Here is a 21,159-nt window from a genome sequence, read left to right as displayed (position 1 = left end):
GTTTTCTGACCAGCGCGTAAGGTGCTTTGGGGTCATGGTTAACATCTATTTTGGCTGTCAATTTACGCCTTTTTTTCGTTAATAATCCCAAACAGCTATCACCTTTTCGTTGATTATATGCCAGATGGCCTAATGCAAACATTATCTAATAAATATAGTAATTTGTCTTTAAGAATCTAGGAGTGCTCATGGAGTTTAGCGTAAAAAGCGGTAGCCCCGAAAAGCAACGTTCAGCCTGTATCGTTGTCGGAGTATACGAACCCCGCCGTCTGTCTGGTATCGCAGAGCAATTGGATAAAATAAGTGAAGGTTACATTAGTAACCTACTTCGTCGTGGTGACCTTGAAGGTAAACCGGGTCAAATGTTGCTACTGCATCATGTACCAAACGTACTAAGTGAGCGCGTTTTACTGGTTGGTTGTGGCAAAGAGCGTGAGTTAGATGAACGCCAATACAAACAAATTATCACAAAAACCATCAGTACCCTCAATGAAACCGGTTCAATGGAAGCAGTGTGCTTCTTAACTGAACTGCATGTCAAAGGCCGCGACACCTACTGGAAAGTTCGCCAAGCCATTGAAAGTACTAGGAATAGCCTGTATTCATTTGATGCCTTAAAAACCCGTAAAGACGAAACTCGTCGTCCATTACGTAAAATGGTATTTAACGTGCCAACACGCCGCGAATTAACCATTGGTGAGCGCGCAATTGAACACGGAACCGCAGTGTCAGCGGGTATGCATTTATGTCGAGACGTGGCCAACATGCCACCTAACATCTGTAATCCAGCCTACTTAGCGTCCCAAGCTCGTCAAATGGCTGAAGTGCATGAAAACCTCACTGTCACGACTATTGGTGAAGAGCAAATGGCTAAGTTAGGCATGAACGCTTATCTTGCCGTAGGCCGCGCAAGCAGCAATGAATCGATCATGACCGTGATGGAATATCAAGGCGCAGTCGACAGCACTGAAAAGCCAATTGTCCTTGTCGGTAAAGGGTTAACCTTTGATTCTGGCGGAATTTCATTAAAACCTGGCGAAGCCATGGATGAAATGAAATACGACATGGGTGGCGCGGCAGGTGTTATTGGCACCATGAAAGCATTATGCGAAATGAAACTGCCTATTAACGTCATTGGCATATTAGCGGGTTGTGAAAACATGCCTGCGGGCAATGCCTATCGCCCAGGTGATATTTTAACCACTATGTCAGGTCAAACGGTTGAAGTGCTTAACACTGATGCCGAAGGTCGCTTAGTATTATGTGATGTATTAACCTACGTTGAGCGCTTTGAACCTGAATTAGTCATTGATACTGCAACCTTAACGGGTGCCTGTGTTATTGCCCTTGGTAAGCACGCTTCTGGTTTATTCAGTTCGCATAACCCGCTTGCACACGAAATGCTAAATGCTGGTGAGCAAAGTGGTGACCGCGCATGGCGCATGCCGTTATGGGATGAATATCAAGACATGCTAGACAGCCCATTTGCCGACATGACTAACTTAGGCGGCCGTCCTGCAGGGTCGATTACTGCCGCATGTTTCTTATCTCGCTTTACTAAGAAGTACAATTGGGCGCATTTAGATGTCGCAGGTACTGCTTGGAACAGCGGCGCGAATAAAGGATCTACCGGTCGTCCGGTACCGATTTTAAGCCAATTCTTAATTAATCGCGCTGGTGTTGAAATTAGCGAATAAGCATTGTTAGTGCGTGATACGCAAATAAAAAGGGTAAAGCATCATGCTTTACCCTTTTTTTGTATCTCGATAGCGCAAATCAAACAATGCTAAACCATAACTTGGATTCAAATAATAAGCCCTTTTATCGCGCGGTAAGCCTAGGCTAACCATTGACGATGTAATTGCTCACTATCACCTAAATAATCTAACACCCAGGCGAGTGCTGGCGACATTTGCTCATCATTCCATGCTAAGCAACAAGGGCTAGGTTGTTTAACGGTGCACAGCACTTTACTGACTAATTTACCGGACTCGATTAACGGTGCAGCCAAATGTTCAGGCATGTACCCTACCCCTAAGCCTTCGACAAAACAGTTGATTGCACTGTGCCAATCCGGTACCACTAAACGCCGTTGATTATTGAGCAACCAATCAATTCGTTTAGGGATCTCTCGCGAGGTATCTTCAAGACAAATAGACGGAAAATCACGTAACTCATCATCCACTATAAGCCGTGTAATATTCGCCAATGGATGATCAGCACTCACCACAAATAACCAATCAATATCCCCCATATGAGTGAATTTAAATGACCCATCAACTGGATTTGCAGTTGTCGCACCAATAGCGATGTCACTGCGCCCTGTGGCGAGCGCTTCCCATACACCATTAAATATTTCAATCCGAATAATCAGCTCAACATCCTGAAACTTTCTGTAAAAGTCAGCGATTAAGGCATGCACACTGTCGGTTCTGGCAATATTATCCAGCGCAATAGATAACGAAGGCTTCCACCCATTTGCCACTCGTTGAGTGTCTCTTTTCATCAGCGCCATATCGTTAAGAAACTGGCGAGCTTTAGCGACAAAATGTTTTCCTGCCGGGGTTAGGCTGACACTTCTATGATGGCGAATAAATAACTCAACCCCAAGCTCAGTCTCAATTTGTTTAACTGAATAACTAATCGCAGACGGCACCTTATGCAGTTTTTTGGCTGCCGCGGTAAAACTGCCTGTTTGGGCAACAACATCGATTAATTCAAAAATGTGCTGTGAAAGCATATCAATTTGCTCATTATAAAATGTACCTTAACAGCACTAGATGAATAACATCTTCGGCTGAGGTAATACTGGTTTCAAGTGATCATACTCAATTCCACTCACTCCTTGCAATCAAATTTTTTGATAGCTGCCTTCAAAATTAAACGTTTCCAGCTAATTTAGTAAGCCATTAAACTAGCAGGCTTTATTGACCAGACGAAAATATTTATGCCTAATTTTAGCAACAACAACATAATAATCAACAATAAAGAAACAAACATAACATTTTACTTGTTCCTGTTTTATTTAGCCTTGCTGAGTATGTTGGGATTTATTGCAACCGACATGTACCTCCCTGCATTCAAATCTATTGAATGGACATTTAATGCTAACACTTCTGAGGTGGCCATATCATTAACCAGTTTTTTGGCAGGCCTTGCTATTGGACAGTTATTATACGGGCCATTAGTTCATAAAATAGGTAAGCGGAATTCACTCTTTGTTGGGCTAAGTCTGTTTATGTTGGCAAGCGCACTCATTGCGAACAGTGAAACCATAATGATGATGAATATTGCGCGCTTCTTCCAAGCCATCGGCGCTTGCAGTGCAGCAGTGATCTGGCAAGCAATAGTGATTGAACAATACCCCGCCGATAAAGCTCAAAATATTTTCTCTAATATTATGCCTTTGGTCGCTTTATCTCCGGCATTAGCGCCCATTGCTGGCGCATTGATACTCAATAATTTTGGCTGGCGTGCAGTGTTTATTACCTTATGTGTTATCGCCGTAATATTAATCGCTATGACACATTTTTTTGTACCTAAAGAGCCTATTCGTTTACACAAAAATAAGTCCCATATCCGCTATCAACAATTATTAGCCAACACACGTTACTTAGGTAATGTCATCATTTTTGGTGCCTGTTCGGGTGCGTTTTTCGCTTACTTAACCCTATGGCCTGCGGTGATGGAACAATATGGTTACGCCGCAACTGAAATTGGATTAAGTTTTATTCCCCAAACCATCATGTTTATTGTCGGTGGCTATTCCGGTAAGTTACTTATTCGACAGTTTGGCACCAAAGCCAGCCTACGCTATTTACTAATTTTATTTGGTTTTTGTGTTGTTGCCATTTTTGTATCAAGTGTGATCCTCGATACTAAAACAATATTACCGCTTATGGTTGCATTCTCATTGCTAGCAGCAAGCAATGGCGCTATTTACCCTATTGTGGTCAATAATGCCCTCCAAGAATTCAGCAATAACGCATCCAAAGCGGCAGGATTGCAAAACTTTCTCCAAATCAGCATCGCTTTTGGGGCATCAAGTCTGGTTGCCGTTTGGGCAAGCTCTGGCGATAACGCGATTGGTTGGGGAATTCTAGCCTGTTCAGTACTGGTTGCTGTAGGCCTCTTTATTAAAAGTCATGATTCTTGGGCGCAAATAAACCAGCATTTCACGTTTCCGGATCCAGCAAGATTATCTCAAGCAACCACTAAGGATGATGAATAAACACCCCATAGCGATAAAATAAGCCATTCAATGATGAGGTTATATTCTTATTTATAATCTCATCATATTGAGGTTTATTGATTAAACAAATTATCGCTTGCTCTAATATTCACAATCCATAAATCCGTCTATTTGACAATGGCCCCAGAGCGTCACAGAAAACCAATCATGGCTGCGATTTATATTGGATTAATGAGCACCATCAACTCGCATTGTGGCTGTAATACCAAATCCTGCTCATTATCGGCTAAGTCAGCGAGTCACTTAGGGGAAATTCAATAAATATCAACTCACGTCCCCATTAACCCGCAGCCGATTTTAGTGTAAACTCGTGCTCAACTTATTAACCTGTCAAAAGCATCACCACATGACTCAAGCCTTGTTTTACCTTATGCCTGATAATCATAATCAAATGAGTGCATTAGATGCGGTTTATTTGGCTGCATGCAGGTTAGCAGAACAAGAATATCGCCAACAAAAAACCGTCTACATTCACTGTGAAAACAAGCAGCAAGCGTATGCCATTGACGAATTACTGTGGCAATTTGAGCCTAATGCCTTTGTGCCTCACAACTTAAAAGGCGAAGGTCCGGTGACCGGTGCACCTGTCGAAATTGGTTTTGACACCCTAGGGCCAAATAAAAGTCGCCAAGTTCTGATTAATCTTGCAGACCACATGCCCAGTTTTGCGGTAAACTTGGCCCATATTATCGATTTTGTCGCTAATGATGATGAACTCAAGCGGATTGCCCGCAATCGCTATCGTCAATACCAGAATGTTGGCATTACGCCCAGCACTCAAGCATTAGCTGAATAAACACTCAATTTAGATAGAGAACATAACGCTCCTATGGAAAAAACATACAACCCAAAGTCTATCGAACAGGCCCTTTACCAAAACTGGGAAGAGCAAGGTTACTTCAAGCCGCATGGCGATGAATCTCAAGGCAATTATTGCATCATGATCCCGCCACCGAACGTAACCGGTAGCTTGCACATGGGACATGCCTTCCAAGACACCATCATGGACACGCTTACTCGTTATGAACGCATGAAAGGTAAGAATACCTTATGGCAAGTGGGTACCGACCACGCTGGTATCGCCACCCAAATGTTGGTTGAGCGTAAACTTGAAGCCGAAGAAGGTAAAACACGCCATAATTTAGGCCGTGATGCCTTTATTGATAAAGTGTGGGACTGGAAAGAACAGTCTGGTGGCACCATCACCAAACAACTACGTCGCATGGGCGCATCGGTTGATTGGGATCGCGAACGTTTTACCATGGACCAAGGCTTATCAAAAGCGGTTCAAGAAGTGTTTGTCCGTCTATACGATGACGAACTTATTTATCGTGGTAAGCGCCTAGTTAATTGGGATCCAAAGCTTCACACCGCCATTTCAGATTTAGAAGTTGAAAATAAAGAGAAGCAAGGCCACATGTGGCACTTCCGCTTTCCTTTAGCCCAAGGCGCATTAACTCGCGATGGTAAAGACTACCTAGAAGTCGCCACCACGCGTCCTGAAACCATGTTAGGTGACAGCGCAGTAGCCGTGCATCCAGATGACGAACGTTATCAGTCATTGATCGGTAAGTTTGTGCTATTACCTATCGTTAACCGCTTAATTCCAATTGTTGCTGACGATTATGTCGACATGGAATTTGGCACAGGCTGCGTAAAAATCACTCCAGCCCATGACTTTAACGACTATGAAGTTGGCAAGCGTCATCAACTGCCTATGTACAACATCTTTACCTTAGATGCCTGTGTCCGCGGTTTTGTAGAAGTAGTTAATACCGACGGCACACCAAACAAAGACGTCGAAATTGCGCTACCTGAACGTTATGTTGGCCTTGATCGTTTTAAAGCCCGTGATGCTATTGTGGCTGAATTTGACAGCTTAGGTTTACTTGAAAAAGTCGCTCCGCACGGCTTAAAAATACCTTATGGCGATCGCTCAGGCGTAGCAATTGAACCCTTATTAACCGATCAGTGGTATGTGGCCGTTCAATCAATGGCAAAAACAGCCATTGAAGCCGTGGAAAATGGCGACATCAAGTTTGTGCCCCAGCAATACGAGAATATGTACTTTTCGTGGATGCGCGATATTAAAGACTGGTGTATTTCACGCCAACTTTGGTGGGGACACCGTATTCCAGCTTGGTACGACGAGAACGGTAAAGTCTACGTTGGCCGTAACGAAGCTGAAGTACGCGCTAAGCACAAGTTTGCAGATTCTGTGGTATTACGCCAAGACGATGACGTATTAGATACCTGGTTCAGCTCGGCATTATGGACCTTCTCAACCTTAGGTTGGCCAGACAATTTAGAAGATTTAAAAACCTTCCACCCAACCGATGTGTTGGTCACAGGTTTTGATATCATCTTCTTCTGGGTTGCGCGGATGATCATGATGACCATGCACTTCATTAAAGATGAAGACGGCAAACCTCAAGTACCTTTTAAAACGGTGTACGTGACCGGGCTTATCCGTGATGAAGCCGGTAATAAGATGTCAAAATCCAAAGGCAACGTGCTTGATCCATTAGACATGATTGACGGTATCGACCTTGAAACCTTGGTCGCTAAGCGGACTGGCAACATGATGCAGCCACAATTGGCGGCAAAAATTGAGAAAAGTACCCGTAAAGAATTTGCCGATGGCATTGAAGCTCACGGTACCGATGCACTGCGCTTTACCTTAGCGGCAATGGCATCAACCGGGCGTGACATCAACTGGGACATGAAACGTCTTGATGGTTACCGCAGTTTCTGTAACAAATTATGGAACGCGTCACGTTATGTGTTAATGAATACGGAAGTGCAAACCAATCCAGATAGCGATGAAGCTGGTGAGCCTTTAGATTGCGGTCAACTGTTAGTTGATGGCAAACCGGGTGCGATGGAATTGTCATTAGCCGATCGCTGGATCATTGGTTTGTTTAATCAGACCGTGAAAACAGTTGAAGATCACATGGCCGCTTACCGTTTTGATTTAGCCGCTAACACTTTATACGAGTTCACTTGGAATCAATTCTGTGACTGGTATTTAGAATTAACCAAGCCTGTTATGCAAAACGGCACTGAAGCGCAAATGCGCGGCACACGCCATACGTTAGTCAATGTGCTTGAAAAAATGCAGCGTCTAATGCATCCATTTATGCCATACATTACCGAAACGATTTGGCAACGCGTCAAACCGTTAGCTGGCGTAACGGGTGATACCATCATGCTGGCATCGTTCCCAACGTATCAAGCAGATCAAGTCGATGCGACCGCAATGGCGGATCTGGAATGGGTTAAGCAAGTCATTGTCGCAGTACGTAATATTCGTGCTGAACTCAATATCGCCCCGTCTAAGCCGCTTAATGCACTGCTTCGTGACGTGAGCTATGAAGATCGCATTCGTCTTGAAGCAAACCAAACATTCTTTACCAGTTTGGCTAAACTTGAGTCAATGACCATTTTAGCCGAGGGTGAAACGGCACCGATGTCGACCACTCAGTTTGTCGGCAATATGGAACTATTAATCCCAATGGCAGGCTTAATCGATGTCGGCGCTGAATTGGCCCGTATCGACAAACAGCTTGAAAAGCTTGCTCAAGAGATAGCCCGCATTGAAGGCAAATTATCTAACCAAGGCTTTGTTGCTAAAGCACCTGCTGCGGTTATTGATAAAGAGCGGGCAAAAATGGCCGATTTGACTCGTGACATTGAAAAATTAAACGAACAAAAAATCGAACTGGCCAAAATAGAAGCATAATCAATAAAATACCATTAGAAACAAAAACCAGCGATGCATCGCTGGTTTTTTATTTCGCACGAAACTGAAACGTTGATTTCTCAATTTACATTTTTGGTGTATAAGCTTCGGCCAATATCACCATTCTATTTAATGGGTCAAAACCATGTCTGATAAATTCTTTTTTAAAGGTCGTAAAACACCTAAACCCGCTTATGGTGAAAGTGGTTATAACACCAAGCGCACAGCAAAACCGGGGACGGAAGCTTTACCGCTAATATTGTCAGTCCAAACCGAAGCTCGCCAACATGAAGTGGCGGCAATGGTTGCTGAACAACAGCTATTGGCTAATATCACCATTAATGCAGACAAACCTGAAAACATTATTGAATTAACCGGTGTTTTGAACAAACCTAAAACGGTAAAGTTTGACGCTAAGCCTAACCGTAACGATGTATGCATCTGTGGCAGTGGAAAAAAGTACAAAAAGTGTTGTGGTGCATAAATCACCATACTGAGGTGAACGTCCCTTAGTGGGATATTTATCAATAAAACATTAAAGTGGGTCTTAGGATCCGCTTTTTTTATTGATTTTGGATATTTCCCCAGAACTTAGGTAAAGTGTCAGCCTTTGTTATAAAAATGATATAGAACATAAAATAAAAGGGTGACCTATGAGCACTAATTCACATTCAGGCAACGATCTGAGTGAAGTAAAACAGTTGGGCATGTGGGCCGCGATATCCAGTTTAGGCTATATTTTTTGGCTTGTAGGTGGCATGGAACTGGTAGAGCGTATTGCCTATTATGGCGTCAAAGCCAGTGCGGGTTTATATGCTAAAACGCCAGTATCTGAAGGCGGACTAGGCATCAACTTAAGTGACTATGGTCTAATCGTGTCAGTCTGGGCGTTACTGCAAACCTTCATTCCAGTGCTAACTGGCGGCATATCTGACCGAGTAGGCTACAAAGAAACCATTTTCGTTTCAACCATAGTCAAAATTTGTGGTTATTTAACCATGGCTTTTTTCCCTAGCTTTTGGGGATTTCTCGCCGGCGCCATGTTGCTAGCTATTGGCACCGGAGTATTTAAACCGGGCATTCAAGGTACCTTGGTGCTGTCTACTAATCGTAATAACACCTCCATGGCTTGGGGCATTTTTTACCAAGTGGTTAACATAGGTGGTTTCTTAGGCCCATTAGTTGCGGTGCACATGCGCCAATTGTCTTGGGACAATGTGTTTTTTGCTTGTGCGGCGATTATCTCATTTAACTTTTTATTTTTACTCGCTTACAAAGAACCGGGAAAGGAAGACCGACTTGAACGCACCCGTCAAGTAAAATCCGGCGAAGTGAAACAAGAAGCGTTGTGGAAAGATGCCCTTAAAGAACTGAAAAAGCCAATAGTGATTTACTACATGTTAGTGTTTGCCGGTTTTTGGTTTTTATTTAACTCATTATTTGATGTGCTACCTATCCACATTGCTGAATGGGTTGATACCAGCGTCATTGTTACCTCGTTATTTGGTCCAGAAGGCACTAGCAATGGCATATTACAATTTTGGTTGGGGCTGAGTAACGACGGTACCAAAGTGATGCCAGAAGGCATGCTCAATCTCAATGCCGGGATGATCATGACCACTTGCTTTATTGTCGCGGCACTCACCGCTAAATATCGCATTACCACCACCATGTTTGTCGGCTGTTTACTGAGTATTTTAGCCATTGCCTTAGTCGGTGCTTTTAATGCGGCTTGGATGATTGTACTGGCTATTGCCATGTTTTCCGTCGGTGAAATGATGATTAGCCCTAAGAAAAATGAATTTATGGGCAATATCGCGCCAGAAGGTAAAAAAGCCATGTACTTAGGCTTTGTGATGCTACCTCAAGGCATAGGTTGGACTTTAGAAGGTTATTTCGGCCCAAAGCTTTATGACATATACGCCTCAAAAGAGCGTATTGCCCGTGAAGTCTTATCAGATAATGGTATGAGCTTAACCGATATAGCCAACATCCCCCAAGGTGAAGCCTTTAGTCGCTTAGTCAGTTCTACGGGACAAGATCCCCAAGTTCTCACCCAAGCCCTCTATAATGCCAACAACATCGGCATGGCTTGGTATATTATTGCGGTTATTGGTATTACTTCGGCGGTAGGGATTTTCATCTACGGTAAATGGTTATTAAGGATGCAGCGCCAACAAGTCGCTTAGTTCATCGTGTGCAATTTGTTAGCATCAGCAACTGATTTAGCAAAAGGGAGGCAGCAATGCCTCCCTTTTGCTATCCACAACAAAATAACAATAAATGGTCATCAAGTTGCCATACCAACGCCATTAATTAACTATTCGGTTTACGACCAAATCACTAGCAAATCACTAGCAAATCACTAGCAAATCACTAGCAAATCACTAGCAAATAGTAAACCATAAGCGAAATACCGCACTCGACAAAACGGCAACCTCAATGATTTTCTGAGCAAAAAGTCCCGACTAAGTGTCCAAAAAGAAGTCTGACCAATAAGTCGCTATCGAATACAGCAACAAACCACGATACTAAGATACTAGGATACTAGGATACTAGGATTATGCAGCTCACCTAAAATACAATTAACACCCATTGAATGACTCATAAATGGCTACAAATCGAACCGCTGACATCGGCAGAATGTGCAGGAGAGTGAAGCTGATAGTCATTATCGACGTGGTATCTATCGTCGAGGTATTTATCGTCAAGGTCTTTAGCGACCGGGTGTTTTTCGCGGCTTTTGTTGCCGTGACATTGTCGCTAGAAAAACATTAATAACCGATAGTCATAGAGTACTTATTACTTGATCCAGCTGCACTGAGTTACAAAAAATCAATTAAAAAAATCAGTTAAAAAAACAGGGAGGCATTGCGGCCTCCCTGTTACTGACGTTGTGACGTTCTTAATTGATGATTAACACCTTATCTTAATAACTAGTCCGCTGCAGCTGAGTGAACTTTATCAATACCGTAAGTTTTACCTTCAGCATGACAAGTCGCACATGATTCAATTGGCACAGCATCTGCTGAGGTGATGTTATCACCAAAGACTGTCGCGCCATTACTCTTAAAGTGAGAAAGAGCAGCAGCGCCAGAGTGAGCGTGACAGCTACGACATGCTTCAGAGACTGGGGAGATAAACTCGCCAGGAACACCATCAAATTGATTCACATCGACTTCAATTGAAGTTCTACCTGAGGTTAATGCGCCAGTGCCAGAGAAGAATGGCATAGCATCTCCTGCAGCATTGGTCTCTTTATGACACGCTTGGCAATAGGTTTGCACAGCAGGATAGTTAACTAACTCGCCATCTGTGTCTAAGTAAATGCCAGCACCTTCATCATCTGCAAACAAGCCACTGTGAAAACGGTGAGCAACAGTGGCTAAATCACGGTTGTAAAACTCTAGGCCTTCAATTACTGCAAACGTCGGTTTACCATCAGCATCTACACCTGATTGCTTATAAACATCACTATGGAAAGAACCGGCATAACTGTTGTTATGGCAATCTGCACATTGGGTAAAGTTAGTCACACCATGGTTAGGTGATTTAACGTGAGACAAATTGTCATGACAAGCATTACATTTTGCTTCATCAGCCGTTGTACGGTCGTTACCCACCTGTGTAGGTGAACTATAAGCGGTCAATGCAGGGCTGACAAAACGTAAGTTATCAGTAGTTTCAACACCTGTTGTAGCAACAGCATCAAACTTAAAGAACTTAGTAACAATGTTAGCCGGAACCGCGACATCACAAGCACCCGTGTCGGTACCAGCACCATCAGCTAACATAGTATTGATAACAATCATGTCAGTTGTAGTGTTGCCACACATGTTCATTTCAGAAGACACTGAAAGTGTTTTGCCACCAAGTGGAGTCATGGCAACGTCTTTGGTTAAGGTTAACTTACCACCTAGAACCATAAACATTTCTGGATTATCTTTCGTATTAATACTTAATCCACGTACATAGTCACCATTGCCATCAAGTGTACCGATTAAGATATCATCACCTGATTGGAATTTATTTAAGTACTGGGTTAAATCAGTAGCATCAGCCGCAACCACACCATTTAATGTTACATCAATGATGACAGTTAATAGGTCTGCAGCCACTTCAGCAGAAGCTACGTTTAAGACTAAGCCATTTTCAAAAACGTCACGGCGATCAACACCATGTGCCTGGATTGGGCTTAAACTACCTGCGCCATGACAGCCAGAACAAACCGCATCACTTGACGGTACAATGCCTCTATGGTTTTCACCGGTCGCTAAGTTCACATTTACGTGACAAGACAAACAGGCTTCAGCATAAATATTGTCATTCCACTGGGTGCCATTATCATGACAAACAGTACATTCATTTAGCTCAGCAGGAAATCCAATGCCACCAAACTCTGCTTTGGCTTCGCCAGTAAGCGCGTCAACAATATGGTGGCCCGCGTGAATGGTGTGGATCATAGCGTTGAAGTTAGCATTAAAGCCTTTTTCAGGATCGTCTTGTCCACCTGCATAAGCAGGGTTATGACAAGCGACGCAGTTTTCAACTTTTTGGTAATTACCATGGGCACCAATGTTGGCAATACGCATATCGGTATCGGCGTAACCTTCCATTGGACTGTGACATTGAATACATGCCGCATTAGACACAGCATCTTTTGCTGACACTGCAGGTTCGCCAGTAGCAGGAATAAAATCAAGAGGAGTCGATAAAATCTTACCACTTACCCCTGAACCATCAGCCATCACAACATCATAAGCACGAATAAACACCCGCGCTAAGTCATTAACATCGCCACTGGCTAATACCACAGGCGCGTTACCATCGTGTGCCCAAGTACCAGTATAAGTACCAGGATTGGCGGCATCCTCAACTAATGTACACGCATCAACTACAGCGCCGCCTCGCGCTTCAGCAGTACCCGTTAAGGTACAATACATGCTGCTGCCAAAATCATTGGCAAGTGTATGGTTTGTCCATAACATGGGTGCGCCAGTATCTGTCATATTAGCAGACTGGCTAGTCACATATAAGGCAACTCTTTCAAGTCCAGAGAAGGGAACGCCAGCGGCATTTTTTGCAGTAAATGTAAGCGTAAATGGATCCGCACCAACGACGACAATATCTGCTGGAGCCAGTGTAATGTTTAAGTCAAATGCATTTTCAACGCTTGTTGCAACCGAACCAGCGGGAGTACCCGGAGCGCCATCAGCACCCGGAGCACCATCAGCACCATCGACACCATCACTGCCGTCAGAGCCACAACCTGTCACAGCCAAAGCTGCCATAAACGCTGCAGCCAATAATGTTCTATTATATTTTTTCATCTTAAATCCCCCGATTTAGATTTGTTGATTAGCAGACTTAAAATAGAAGCAAATAGACCATAACACCCACAATATGTTTCAATTATGTGACCGATGTTGCAAGCTAGTTAACTAAAATAGTAATTTCAGTCTTAAGTCTCCGTAAATAAGTCGCCGTAAAATGGAATCGCCAGTGTCATATCATATAAATCTAAACAGGAGTTTGTAGAGGGGAAAATTGATGTGCGAGGAAGAAACAAAAATTTATAGCTAACCAATTGAATTATAACTATTAAGAAAATGTAACTAGTAAGCAAATGTAACTAGTAAAAGTACACTTAAGTACACTCAGGTACAAAAAATCAATAAAAAAGAGGGAGACATTGCTGTCTCCCTCTTGGTTTCTTACTTTCTTAAGTGATGATTAAGAAGTTTTCAATATCTAGTGAGCTGCACCAGCGTGAACTTTATCAATACCGTAAGTTTTACCTTCAGCATGACATGTTGCACACGATTCGACTGGTAGGTTAGACGTAGATGATGGAGCACCATCAACTATTGCACCATTGCTCTCGAAATGCGCCATCGCAGCGGCATCAGAGTGAGCGTGACAAGTACGGCATGCTTCAGCAACTGGACTGATGAACTTAGTAGCACCACCATCAACAGCAATTGCACGCTTACCAGAGGTCAGGCCACCATCAGCAGCGAACAGGTTCACACCGTCTTTATGACAAGCTGCACATTGAGTTGCTACCGCAGGGTAACCTTGAGTTTCCATATCAGCATCAAGATGGATTGCAGGGAAACTACGGTTGTCGTCCCATAAGCCACTATGGAAACGGTGAGCTACCGCAAAGATGTCGCGAGTGTTGTAGTTTAGACCTTCAATCGCTTTGAAGATTGGAGCACCGTCAGCATCAACTTCGTCAGTTTTATACTCTGGTTGTGGATGATAAGAACCGCCCCAAGTATCATTATGACAACCAACACATTGGTCAAAACGCTCATTACCGTAATGCTTAGCGATACCTAGCGATGTATGACAAGTATTACACTTGGCTTCATCTGCGGTAACACGCATTGGGTCACTTAAACGAGAGATGGTTGCGCCGCTACCGTCAGCATTGGCAAGATTCCAATACGTTGGAGCCATAGTAATTGCAACATATCCGACATCGTATTGTGCTTCACCACTTGCATCTAGACATTCGATTAACATGCCTTTTGAATCAGTACACACTGAGAAACGAGGAGTAATCGCAATGCTCTTAGCGTCGAGGTCATAGTTGGCTACTTGAGTAACAACTAACTTGCCACCCGCTGCAACAGTACCATTTAGATTGACTGACTCACTGCCATAGTAAGTACCATCGGCATTGACATAGCCCGTCTTCATTTCGTCGTACTTAGTGAACTTGGTAAACTCGAAGCCATCAGCAACAGGAGCGCCATCAACAGTCACATCAAATGTCACAATGATTTCATCTTGTACTTCATCATGCTCAGCAGTTACTGTGCCATCCCAACCTGTGGCCGCTGGAATAGTAACTGTTACAGCATCTTCAGTATAAGAAACAGAACTAACCGCAATCTCAATTGAATCTGTCGCCATTGCACGCACGCCAACATTATGCGCCTGCACAGGACTTAAACTACCCGCGCCATGACAACCAGAACAAGCGGCGTCACTTGAAGGCACAATGCCCTTATGACCGTCACCAGTCTCTAAGTCAACATTTACGTGACAAGACACACAAGCTTCAGCATAAACGTTGTCGTTCCACTGGGTGCCATTATCATGACAAACAGTACATTCGTTTAGCTCAGATGGGAAACCAATTTCTCCCCATCCTTCTTTTTTAGCGTCGCCAGTCAATGAGTCAGCAATATGATGACCAGCATGGATGGTGTGGATCATGGCATTGAAGTTTGCATTAAATCCTTTTTCAGGATCATCCTGTCCACCCGCATAAGCTGGGTTATGACAAGCGACACAGTTTTCAACTTTTTGATAATTATGGTGAGCACCAATGTTGGCAATACGCATATCAGTATCAGCGTAACCTTCCATTGGGCTGTGACATTTAATACAAGCAGCATTAGACACAGCATCTTTTGCAGAAACAGCAGGTTCGCCAGTAGCAGGAATAAAATCAATCGGCGTTGATAAAACCTTATCACTTATATCTGTACCGTCAGCCATGGCAACATGATAGGCACGGATCATCACACGGACTAAATCGTTAGCATCGCCATCGGCTAATACCACTGGGGCATTACCATCATGCTCCCAAGTACCAGTATAAGTTCCAGGATTGGCTGCATCTTCAACTAATGTACACGCATCAACTTCGGTCCCACTCCATGTTTTGGCTGTCCCCGTTAACGAACAATACATGCTGCTACCAAAATCATTGGCAAGGGCATGGTTGGTCCATAACATTGGCGCACCAGTATCTGTGGTATTGGCTGATTGGCTGGTCACATATAAGGCAACTTCATCAAGTCCCGAATATGGCACATCCGCTCCGCCAGTACCTTTAGCTGTCACGGTAAATTTAACGTTAAATGTCTCGGTACCCACAACAACAATTTCTTTAGGATCCAGTTGTAAGTTAAAGTCATAGGCATTTTCAACTGTAGTAACAGTTAACCCTGCTGAAGTACCATCAGCACCAGCAACGCCATCAGTACCAGCAGCACCCGGAGCACCATCACTGCCGTCAGAGCCACACCCCGTCACACCCAACGCTGCAATTAATGTTGCAGCAAGTAAAGTTTTATTATATTTCTTCATTTTAAATCCCCCGATTTAAATTAGTTAGTTTTACCCATACAAAGTAAAAGGAAACAGACATAAATGCTTGCTTGCTGTAACAAACCTGTGAACCTTGGTTGTAAATTCGTTAACAGGAATCAGTAGTTTCAGTTTTAAATATCCGCAAAAATAAAACTGGCAGTTTTACTTTCAGTAATCCTAAAGAGGTACCTAATGAACTAGAGGCAAGTAGCAGAACAATGAAATACAGACAAAAACACCTAAAACATTGAATTTAGAGGGTTTAATATTTAAAAAAAAGATCCAACTGACAAACCTCGTCGAGTTGAATCTCATTTAAAACTCAATTAAAGTTCACACCAACAATGACTTAGTGATATCTATTATCATTTGTTTGGTTTTTAAAGAATAACGACGGTAATGCTCTGCACGCTCAATTAAGCAGTAACTGGGCATAGGCATGACCGTATTAAGCTTATTAAATTCGCTACTAGGAAGTCTTTCAACCCGTAGATGAGGGATTTTTTCGGCAACAGACGCTTCATTACAAATCGTTAAGGCTAAACAGTCCATAGTGAGCATGTGCCAGTACCAATCTTCTAACTTTTCAACACATTCAATATCTTCAATTAATAAACCATGAGTTTGGCAATAGAGTTCTAATGGATCAATGCGGTTATTAAATCCTTTACAGCGCAAATACACGATAGGATGTTGAATAATGTCATCTAAGTTAATATTAGTGGCAGTGTCCCAAAATAGATGATGACTCTGACCCACCACACACAGGGAGGTGACACTCGCAATCGAAGAGGACTCTAAACCATGAGTATCTTGAGTTTCAAAGCCAATACCAAAATCAAGCTCACCGTTATAAATCAGCTCTTCAGTGTCGTCTTGCCAGCTGTGAAGTTTAACTTTGCCGATAACATCACGCTTAAGATGACTCAAGGCAATCGCCACACTGGTAATAATGCTAGGGGAGACGGCAATATGCAAAATAGGCATTTGTTGATGATTTAAACGGTCATCTGTCACTCGCTCAATTTGACCTACCATGTCACATAATTGGCATATAGGTTGATACAAACGTTCTGCTAACGGTGTCGGTTTTAATCCTTGTTGACGCCGAAAAAATAACTCATCATTAAACATGGCTCTTAATGATGTTAAACAACGGCTAATTTTAGGTGCAGAGACAGCGAGCTCTTTGGCTGCAAAATTAGCAAAACCCGTCTCGTAAATGAGCTTAAAGACCAACAAACTAAAAACATCTAACTCACGGACTTTTTTTAATGCTTGAATATCCATATATCACTTAACTTGTTGCAATGAAGGCAATAAATTAACATGTAATCAAATAAAAAAAGTTGATCTAGTGCTAAATAATACTATCAACTTCAGCTTTTGTTAATGAACGAAATTCGCCAGGTTTTAGCTGATTATCAAGGTAAATGTCACCAATCGACTCACGATGAAGTGCCACAACAGGATTACGAAAACGGCCAAACATGCGTTTAATTTGATGATACTTACCTTCACGCAATACAACGCTTGCTTGATGACTCGATAGTAGCGTTAATTGAGCAGCCAAGGTGGTCATGTTTTCATATTCAAAATACATCCCATTGGCAAATGCCTCGACATATTCTTGGTCGATAGGATTAGCCAAGGTGACCAGATAATGTTTAGCAACCTTATGTTCAGGCGCCATTAATGCCGCTGACCATTTAGCGTCATTAGTGATTAATAACAGCCCAGTAGAATGCAGATCTAATCGACCCGCAATATGCAACATATCGTGTTCAACACCGTGTAATAAAGACAATGCCGTCGTATGTTTATCATCAACCGTTGCACTCACCACGCCGTCAGGTTTATTGAGCATAAAATAACAGGGTTGATATTGACGTAACACCACACCATTACATTCAATATGGGTAAATTCATCAATTTGTAAGTCAGGTGATTTGGCAAATTGACCGTCGACAAGCACTTTATGGGTGATTAACAATCCACGGACGGTTTTTTTCGAAATTTGTAACGTGCCAGCAATAAATTGATCAAGTCGACCTCGTTTAGACACCATAAAACTTCACCAATATAGAATGATACCAATTTGTTTAAGAATACCTTATTCTGTTAATGCACAACATCATTAAGGAGTAACATGCTTTCGCAACCTGCTTGTACAGATTTGCGTCCAGATATGACCAGCGCTGAATTAAAACAGGCAATTAAGTCACTGGATCAATATTTACAAGATAACATTTTTCAAAGTGCCATTATTGACACCTTGAACAAGCGCTCGCAGTTCTTCGATGCATTATTATGCCAACTTTGGCTGCCTTTCGAATTAGATCCCGCGCGGATCTCGCTCAATGCTGTCGGGGGTTATGGTCGACAAACCTTACATCCTTTTTCAGATATCGACATTTGCATTATCCATGATGGCCCATTAACGCCTACCGAAGCATCTCGTATTAGCCAATTTCTTACCCAACTATGGGATCTTAATCTCGATTTAGGCCATGCTGTACGCAGCTTGGACGACACCTATCAAGCGTGTAAAGAAGACGTCACCATTGCGACCAGCTTACTGGAAACTCGTCACTTATTTGGTAATAATCAGCATCAACAGCAGGTTCTTAATGCGCTGTACGGCCAAGATTTATGGCAAAGCCAAGCGTTTTTTAATGCCAAACTCAGCGAACAGCAAGAACGCCATGCTAAAGCCCAAGGCACCTCATATAGTATTGAACCAAATCTTAAAACCAGCCCTGGCGGTATGCGCGATATTCAAACCCTTAGCTGGGTGGCCCGCAAGCATTTCGGCGTCGCCAATATGCAATCACTTCGCCACTTTGGTTATTTAACCAATGATGAATACGCCGAATTAATGGAGTGCCAACACTTTTTATTTAGGGTGCGATTTGCCTTACATCAAGCAGCCCAACGCTCCGAAAATCGTTTATTACTGCAATACCAAGCTGAAGTCGCTAAATTAATGGGGTTTGGTGATGGAATGCCCATCGGCGAGAGCGGCAATATTGCCATCGAAAAAATGATGCGCCAATTATTTCGTGCCATGAAACGCATCAGTGAATTAAACAAAATTTTAATGGCCTATTTTCAACGGGAAATTATTCCAGAGCGCAATCCAGAAATTATTGTGATTAACGATAATTTTGAAATTGTCGATCACTATATTCACGTTCGAGACGAAACCGTTTTTATCGATCGCACCCAAATTATGGCGTTATTTGAGTTTATCGCGATTCATCACGACAAAATAATCGGCATTACCGCTGAAACATTACGATCACTGCGCCAAGTAAGACGCCGCTTAATGGGCGACCTGCAAGATTTTGAGCGTTGTCGCGAGCAATTTAAAGCCATCTTTGTTCATCCTCAAGGCATGGGCTTGGCCATTACCTTAATGCATCAACACGGCATTTTAGCGTCTTATTTACCCCAATGGCGTGAAGTGGTTGGCCAGATGCAATTTGACTTATTCCATGCCTACACCGTCGATGAACACACCCACAAGGTGCTTAAAAACATTTACACCTATGATAAAGATATCAAAACGTTAGATAAAGATCTGGTATTAGCCGCTGATATCTATCAGAAAATGTCAAATAAATCGACACTACTCTTTGGAGCATTATTCCATGATTTAGCAAAAGGTCGCGGCGGTGATCATAGTGAATTAGGGGCTGTCGATGCCAGTTTGTTTGCCAAGTTTCATGGTATTAAAGCCTCGCAAGAAGCACTGATTTGCTGGTTAGTAGAACATCATCTGTTAATGTCTATTACCTCACAACGTATGGATATCTACGACCCCGAAGTCGTCAACGCTTTTGCCAAAAAAGTAGGTACCTTAACCCGTTTAGACGCCTTATATTGCCTGACCATTGCCGACATTCAGGCAACTAATGATGACCTGTGGAATGACTGGAAAGCGTCATTATTAAAAGACTTGTATTTTGTTACCCGTAAAGCACTTCGTAATGGTTTTGAAAATATTCTCCAACTGCGCACTTTGGTGCGAGAACATAAACAAGAAGCCCTAAACTTATTAGCCGCTGATGAAGACAGCAGCGTATATATCAAGGCATTATGGCGTCGATTACCTATCGCATTTTTCAGTAATGCCGAAGCCGATGATATCGCCAGATATACCCAAGCTATGATTAATCACGATCTTGCGCCAGTAACCGATAATCAATATAACACCTTAATTTTACTCGACGATGCAGTAGTCAAAGGCTGCAGTGACGTGTTTGTGTACACTAAAGATCGCTCAGGCTTGTTTGTTAAATTATTTAATACTTTAGCAACGCTGCGTATTTCGGTAAAACAAGCACAAATTGCCCGTACTAAAGATGGCTACGTGGTTGAGTCATTTAAGGTCCTCGATTTTGATGAAAAACCGATCACCAGTACACAACGTCGTAAACAAGTGATCAATAAACTGCATCAAGTACTGGATAAAGGCATGATTTTATCAAAAAAACGCCAATCTAGACGGCATCAAAGTTTTGATAATCAACCCAATGTCGAATTTTTACATTCACGTAAATCAAACCGCAGTTTAGTCAATGTATCAGCCTTAGACACCAGTGAGTTTATGGAACAAATCGCCAGTACGTTTAAGGAATTAGATTTGCATATTCATTCGGCTACCATCAGCACGGTCGGTGAACGGGCAGACAACGTGTTTTTATTATCGAACAAAGATGATCAGCAATTAACCCCAGATCAACAACAACAATTGTCAGCGACGTTAATGCAAGTCATCAGCGAAGACGATCTCTGAGATGACAAGCGGTGACGAGCGATAGCAAGCGATGACAAGCGAAAGAGCCTAGAACGCTGCGCTGCTAGTACGCTTCGCGGCTAGAGGCTATAAAATCAACAGCCTAGTCGCAAAGCGATACTAGCAGGACGCAGTCCGCCCTAGCAGCGAAGCGATACTAGCAGGACGCAGTCCACCCTAGCAGCGAAGCGATACTAGCAGGACGCAGTCCGCCCTAGCAGCGAAGCGATACTAGCAGGACGCAGTCCGCCC

The 21,159-nt window shown here is 42.9% G+C and carries 13 protein-coding genes; 8 read left to right on the top strand and 5 right to left on the bottom strand.

The genetic code is table 11. The features are described from left to right. The first annotated feature begins 188 nt into the window (after positions 1–188). On the top strand, positions 189–1,697 hold the full coding sequence (pepA, locus tag AAEY93_RS11320; protein ID WP_351076954.1) for a leucyl aminopeptidase: 1,509 nt from the start codon (positions 189–191) through the stop codon (positions 1,695–1,697). Between the two features lie 140 nt (positions 1,698–1,837). Here the strand turns inward: pepA and punR are convergent, their stop codons facing one another. Continuing rightward, complete coding sequence (gene punR / locus AAEY93_RS11315) at positions 1,838–2,740, bottom strand: DNA-binding transcriptional activator PunR (RefSeq protein WP_101032574.1); 903 nt, start codon at positions 2,738–2,740, stop codon at positions 1,838–1,840. Positions 2,741–2,947: 207 nt separating this feature from the next. Between punR and punC the strand changes: the two genes are divergently transcribed. The 6 genes from punC to AAEY93_RS11285 all read left to right on the top strand — a co-directional run bounded on the left by punC (position 2,948) and on the right by AAEY93_RS11285 (position 10,772). Beyond that, positions 2,948–4,231 carry a purine nucleoside transporter PunC gene (gene punC / locus AAEY93_RS11310; protein ID WP_351076951.1) on the top strand — a complete coding sequence of 428 codons (1,284 nt, stop codon included), beginning with the start codon at positions 2,948–2,950 and terminating at the stop codon, positions 4,229–4,231. 367 nt (positions 4,232–4,598) lie between these two features. Further along, positions 4,599–5,048 carry a DNA polymerase III subunit chi gene (locus AAEY93_RS11305; protein WP_124014035.1) on the top strand — a complete coding sequence of 150 codons (450 nt, stop codon included), beginning with the start codon at positions 4,599–4,601 and terminating at the stop codon, positions 5,046–5,048. A gap of 33 nt (positions 5,049–5,081) precedes the next feature. Then, positions 5,082–7,994, top strand: a complete 2,913-nt coding sequence (locus AAEY93_RS11300) for a valine--tRNA ligase (protein WP_351076947.1) — start codon at positions 5,082–5,084, stop codon at positions 7,992–7,994. 145 nt (positions 7,995–8,139) lie between these two features. Then, complete coding sequence (locus AAEY93_RS11295) at positions 8,140–8,478, top strand: PBPRA1643 family SWIM/SEC-C metal-binding motif protein (RefSeq protein WP_101032578.1); 339 nt, start codon at positions 8,140–8,142, stop codon at positions 8,476–8,478. Between the two features lie 169 nt (positions 8,479–8,647). Next, on the top strand, positions 8,648–10,183 hold the full coding sequence (locus AAEY93_RS11290; protein ID WP_124014033.1) for an MFS transporter: 1,536 nt from the start codon (positions 8,648–8,650) through the stop codon (positions 10,181–10,183). A gap of 421 nt (positions 10,184–10,604) precedes the next feature. Continuing rightward, entirely contained in the window at positions 10,605–10,772 is a 168-nt protein-coding gene (locus AAEY93_RS11285; protein WP_351076943.1) for a hypothetical protein, read from the top strand. A gap of 158 nt (positions 10,773–10,930) precedes the next feature. Here the strand turns inward: AAEY93_RS11285 and AAEY93_RS11280 are convergent, their stop codons facing one another. The 4 genes from AAEY93_RS11280 to AAEY93_RS11265 form a co-directional block, all read right to left on the bottom strand. Further along, on the bottom strand, positions 10,931–13,324 hold the full coding sequence (locus AAEY93_RS11280; protein WP_351076940.1) for an OmcA/MtrC family decaheme c-type cytochrome: 2,394 nt from the start codon (positions 13,322–13,324) through the stop codon (positions 10,931–10,933). A 421-nt stretch (positions 13,325–13,745) separates the two neighbouring features. Next, positions 13,746–16,103 carry an OmcA/MtrC family decaheme c-type cytochrome gene (locus tag AAEY93_RS11275; protein WP_351076937.1) on the bottom strand — a complete coding sequence of 786 codons (2,358 nt, stop codon included), beginning with the start codon at positions 16,101–16,103 and terminating at the stop codon, positions 13,746–13,748. A gap of 336 nt (positions 16,104–16,439) precedes the next feature. Continuing rightward, positions 16,440–17,396: a LysR family transcriptional regulator gene (locus AAEY93_RS11270; protein ID WP_124014030.1), complete on the bottom strand. Its 957-nt coding sequence runs from the start codon at positions 17,394–17,396 to the stop codon at positions 16,440–16,442. Positions 17,397–17,466: 70 nt separating this feature from the next. Further along, complete coding sequence (locus tag AAEY93_RS11265; protein WP_351076934.1) at positions 17,467–18,174, bottom strand: 16S rRNA pseudouridine(516) synthase; 708 nt, start codon at positions 18,172–18,174, stop codon at positions 17,467–17,469. Positions 18,175–18,255: 81 nt separating this feature from the next. Here AAEY93_RS11265 and glnD point away from each other — a divergent pair, with 81 nt between their 5' ends. Continuing rightward, positions 18,256–20,907, top strand: coding sequence for a [protein-PII] uridylyltransferase (glnD, locus tag AAEY93_RS11260; RefSeq protein ID WP_351076931.1), 2,652 nt, complete (start codon positions 18,256–18,258; stop codon positions 20,905–20,907). The last annotated feature ends 252 nt before the right edge of the window (positions 20,908–21,159 follow it).

The sequence above is a fragment of the Shewanella sp. CAL98-MNA-CIBAN-0140 genome (genome assembly GCF_040309905.1).
GTDB classification, from domain to species: Bacteria; Pseudomonadota; Gammaproteobacteria; order Enterobacterales; family Shewanellaceae; genus Shewanella; species Shewanella psychromarinicola.
This window is presented reverse-complemented; position numbering and strand designations above follow the sequence as displayed.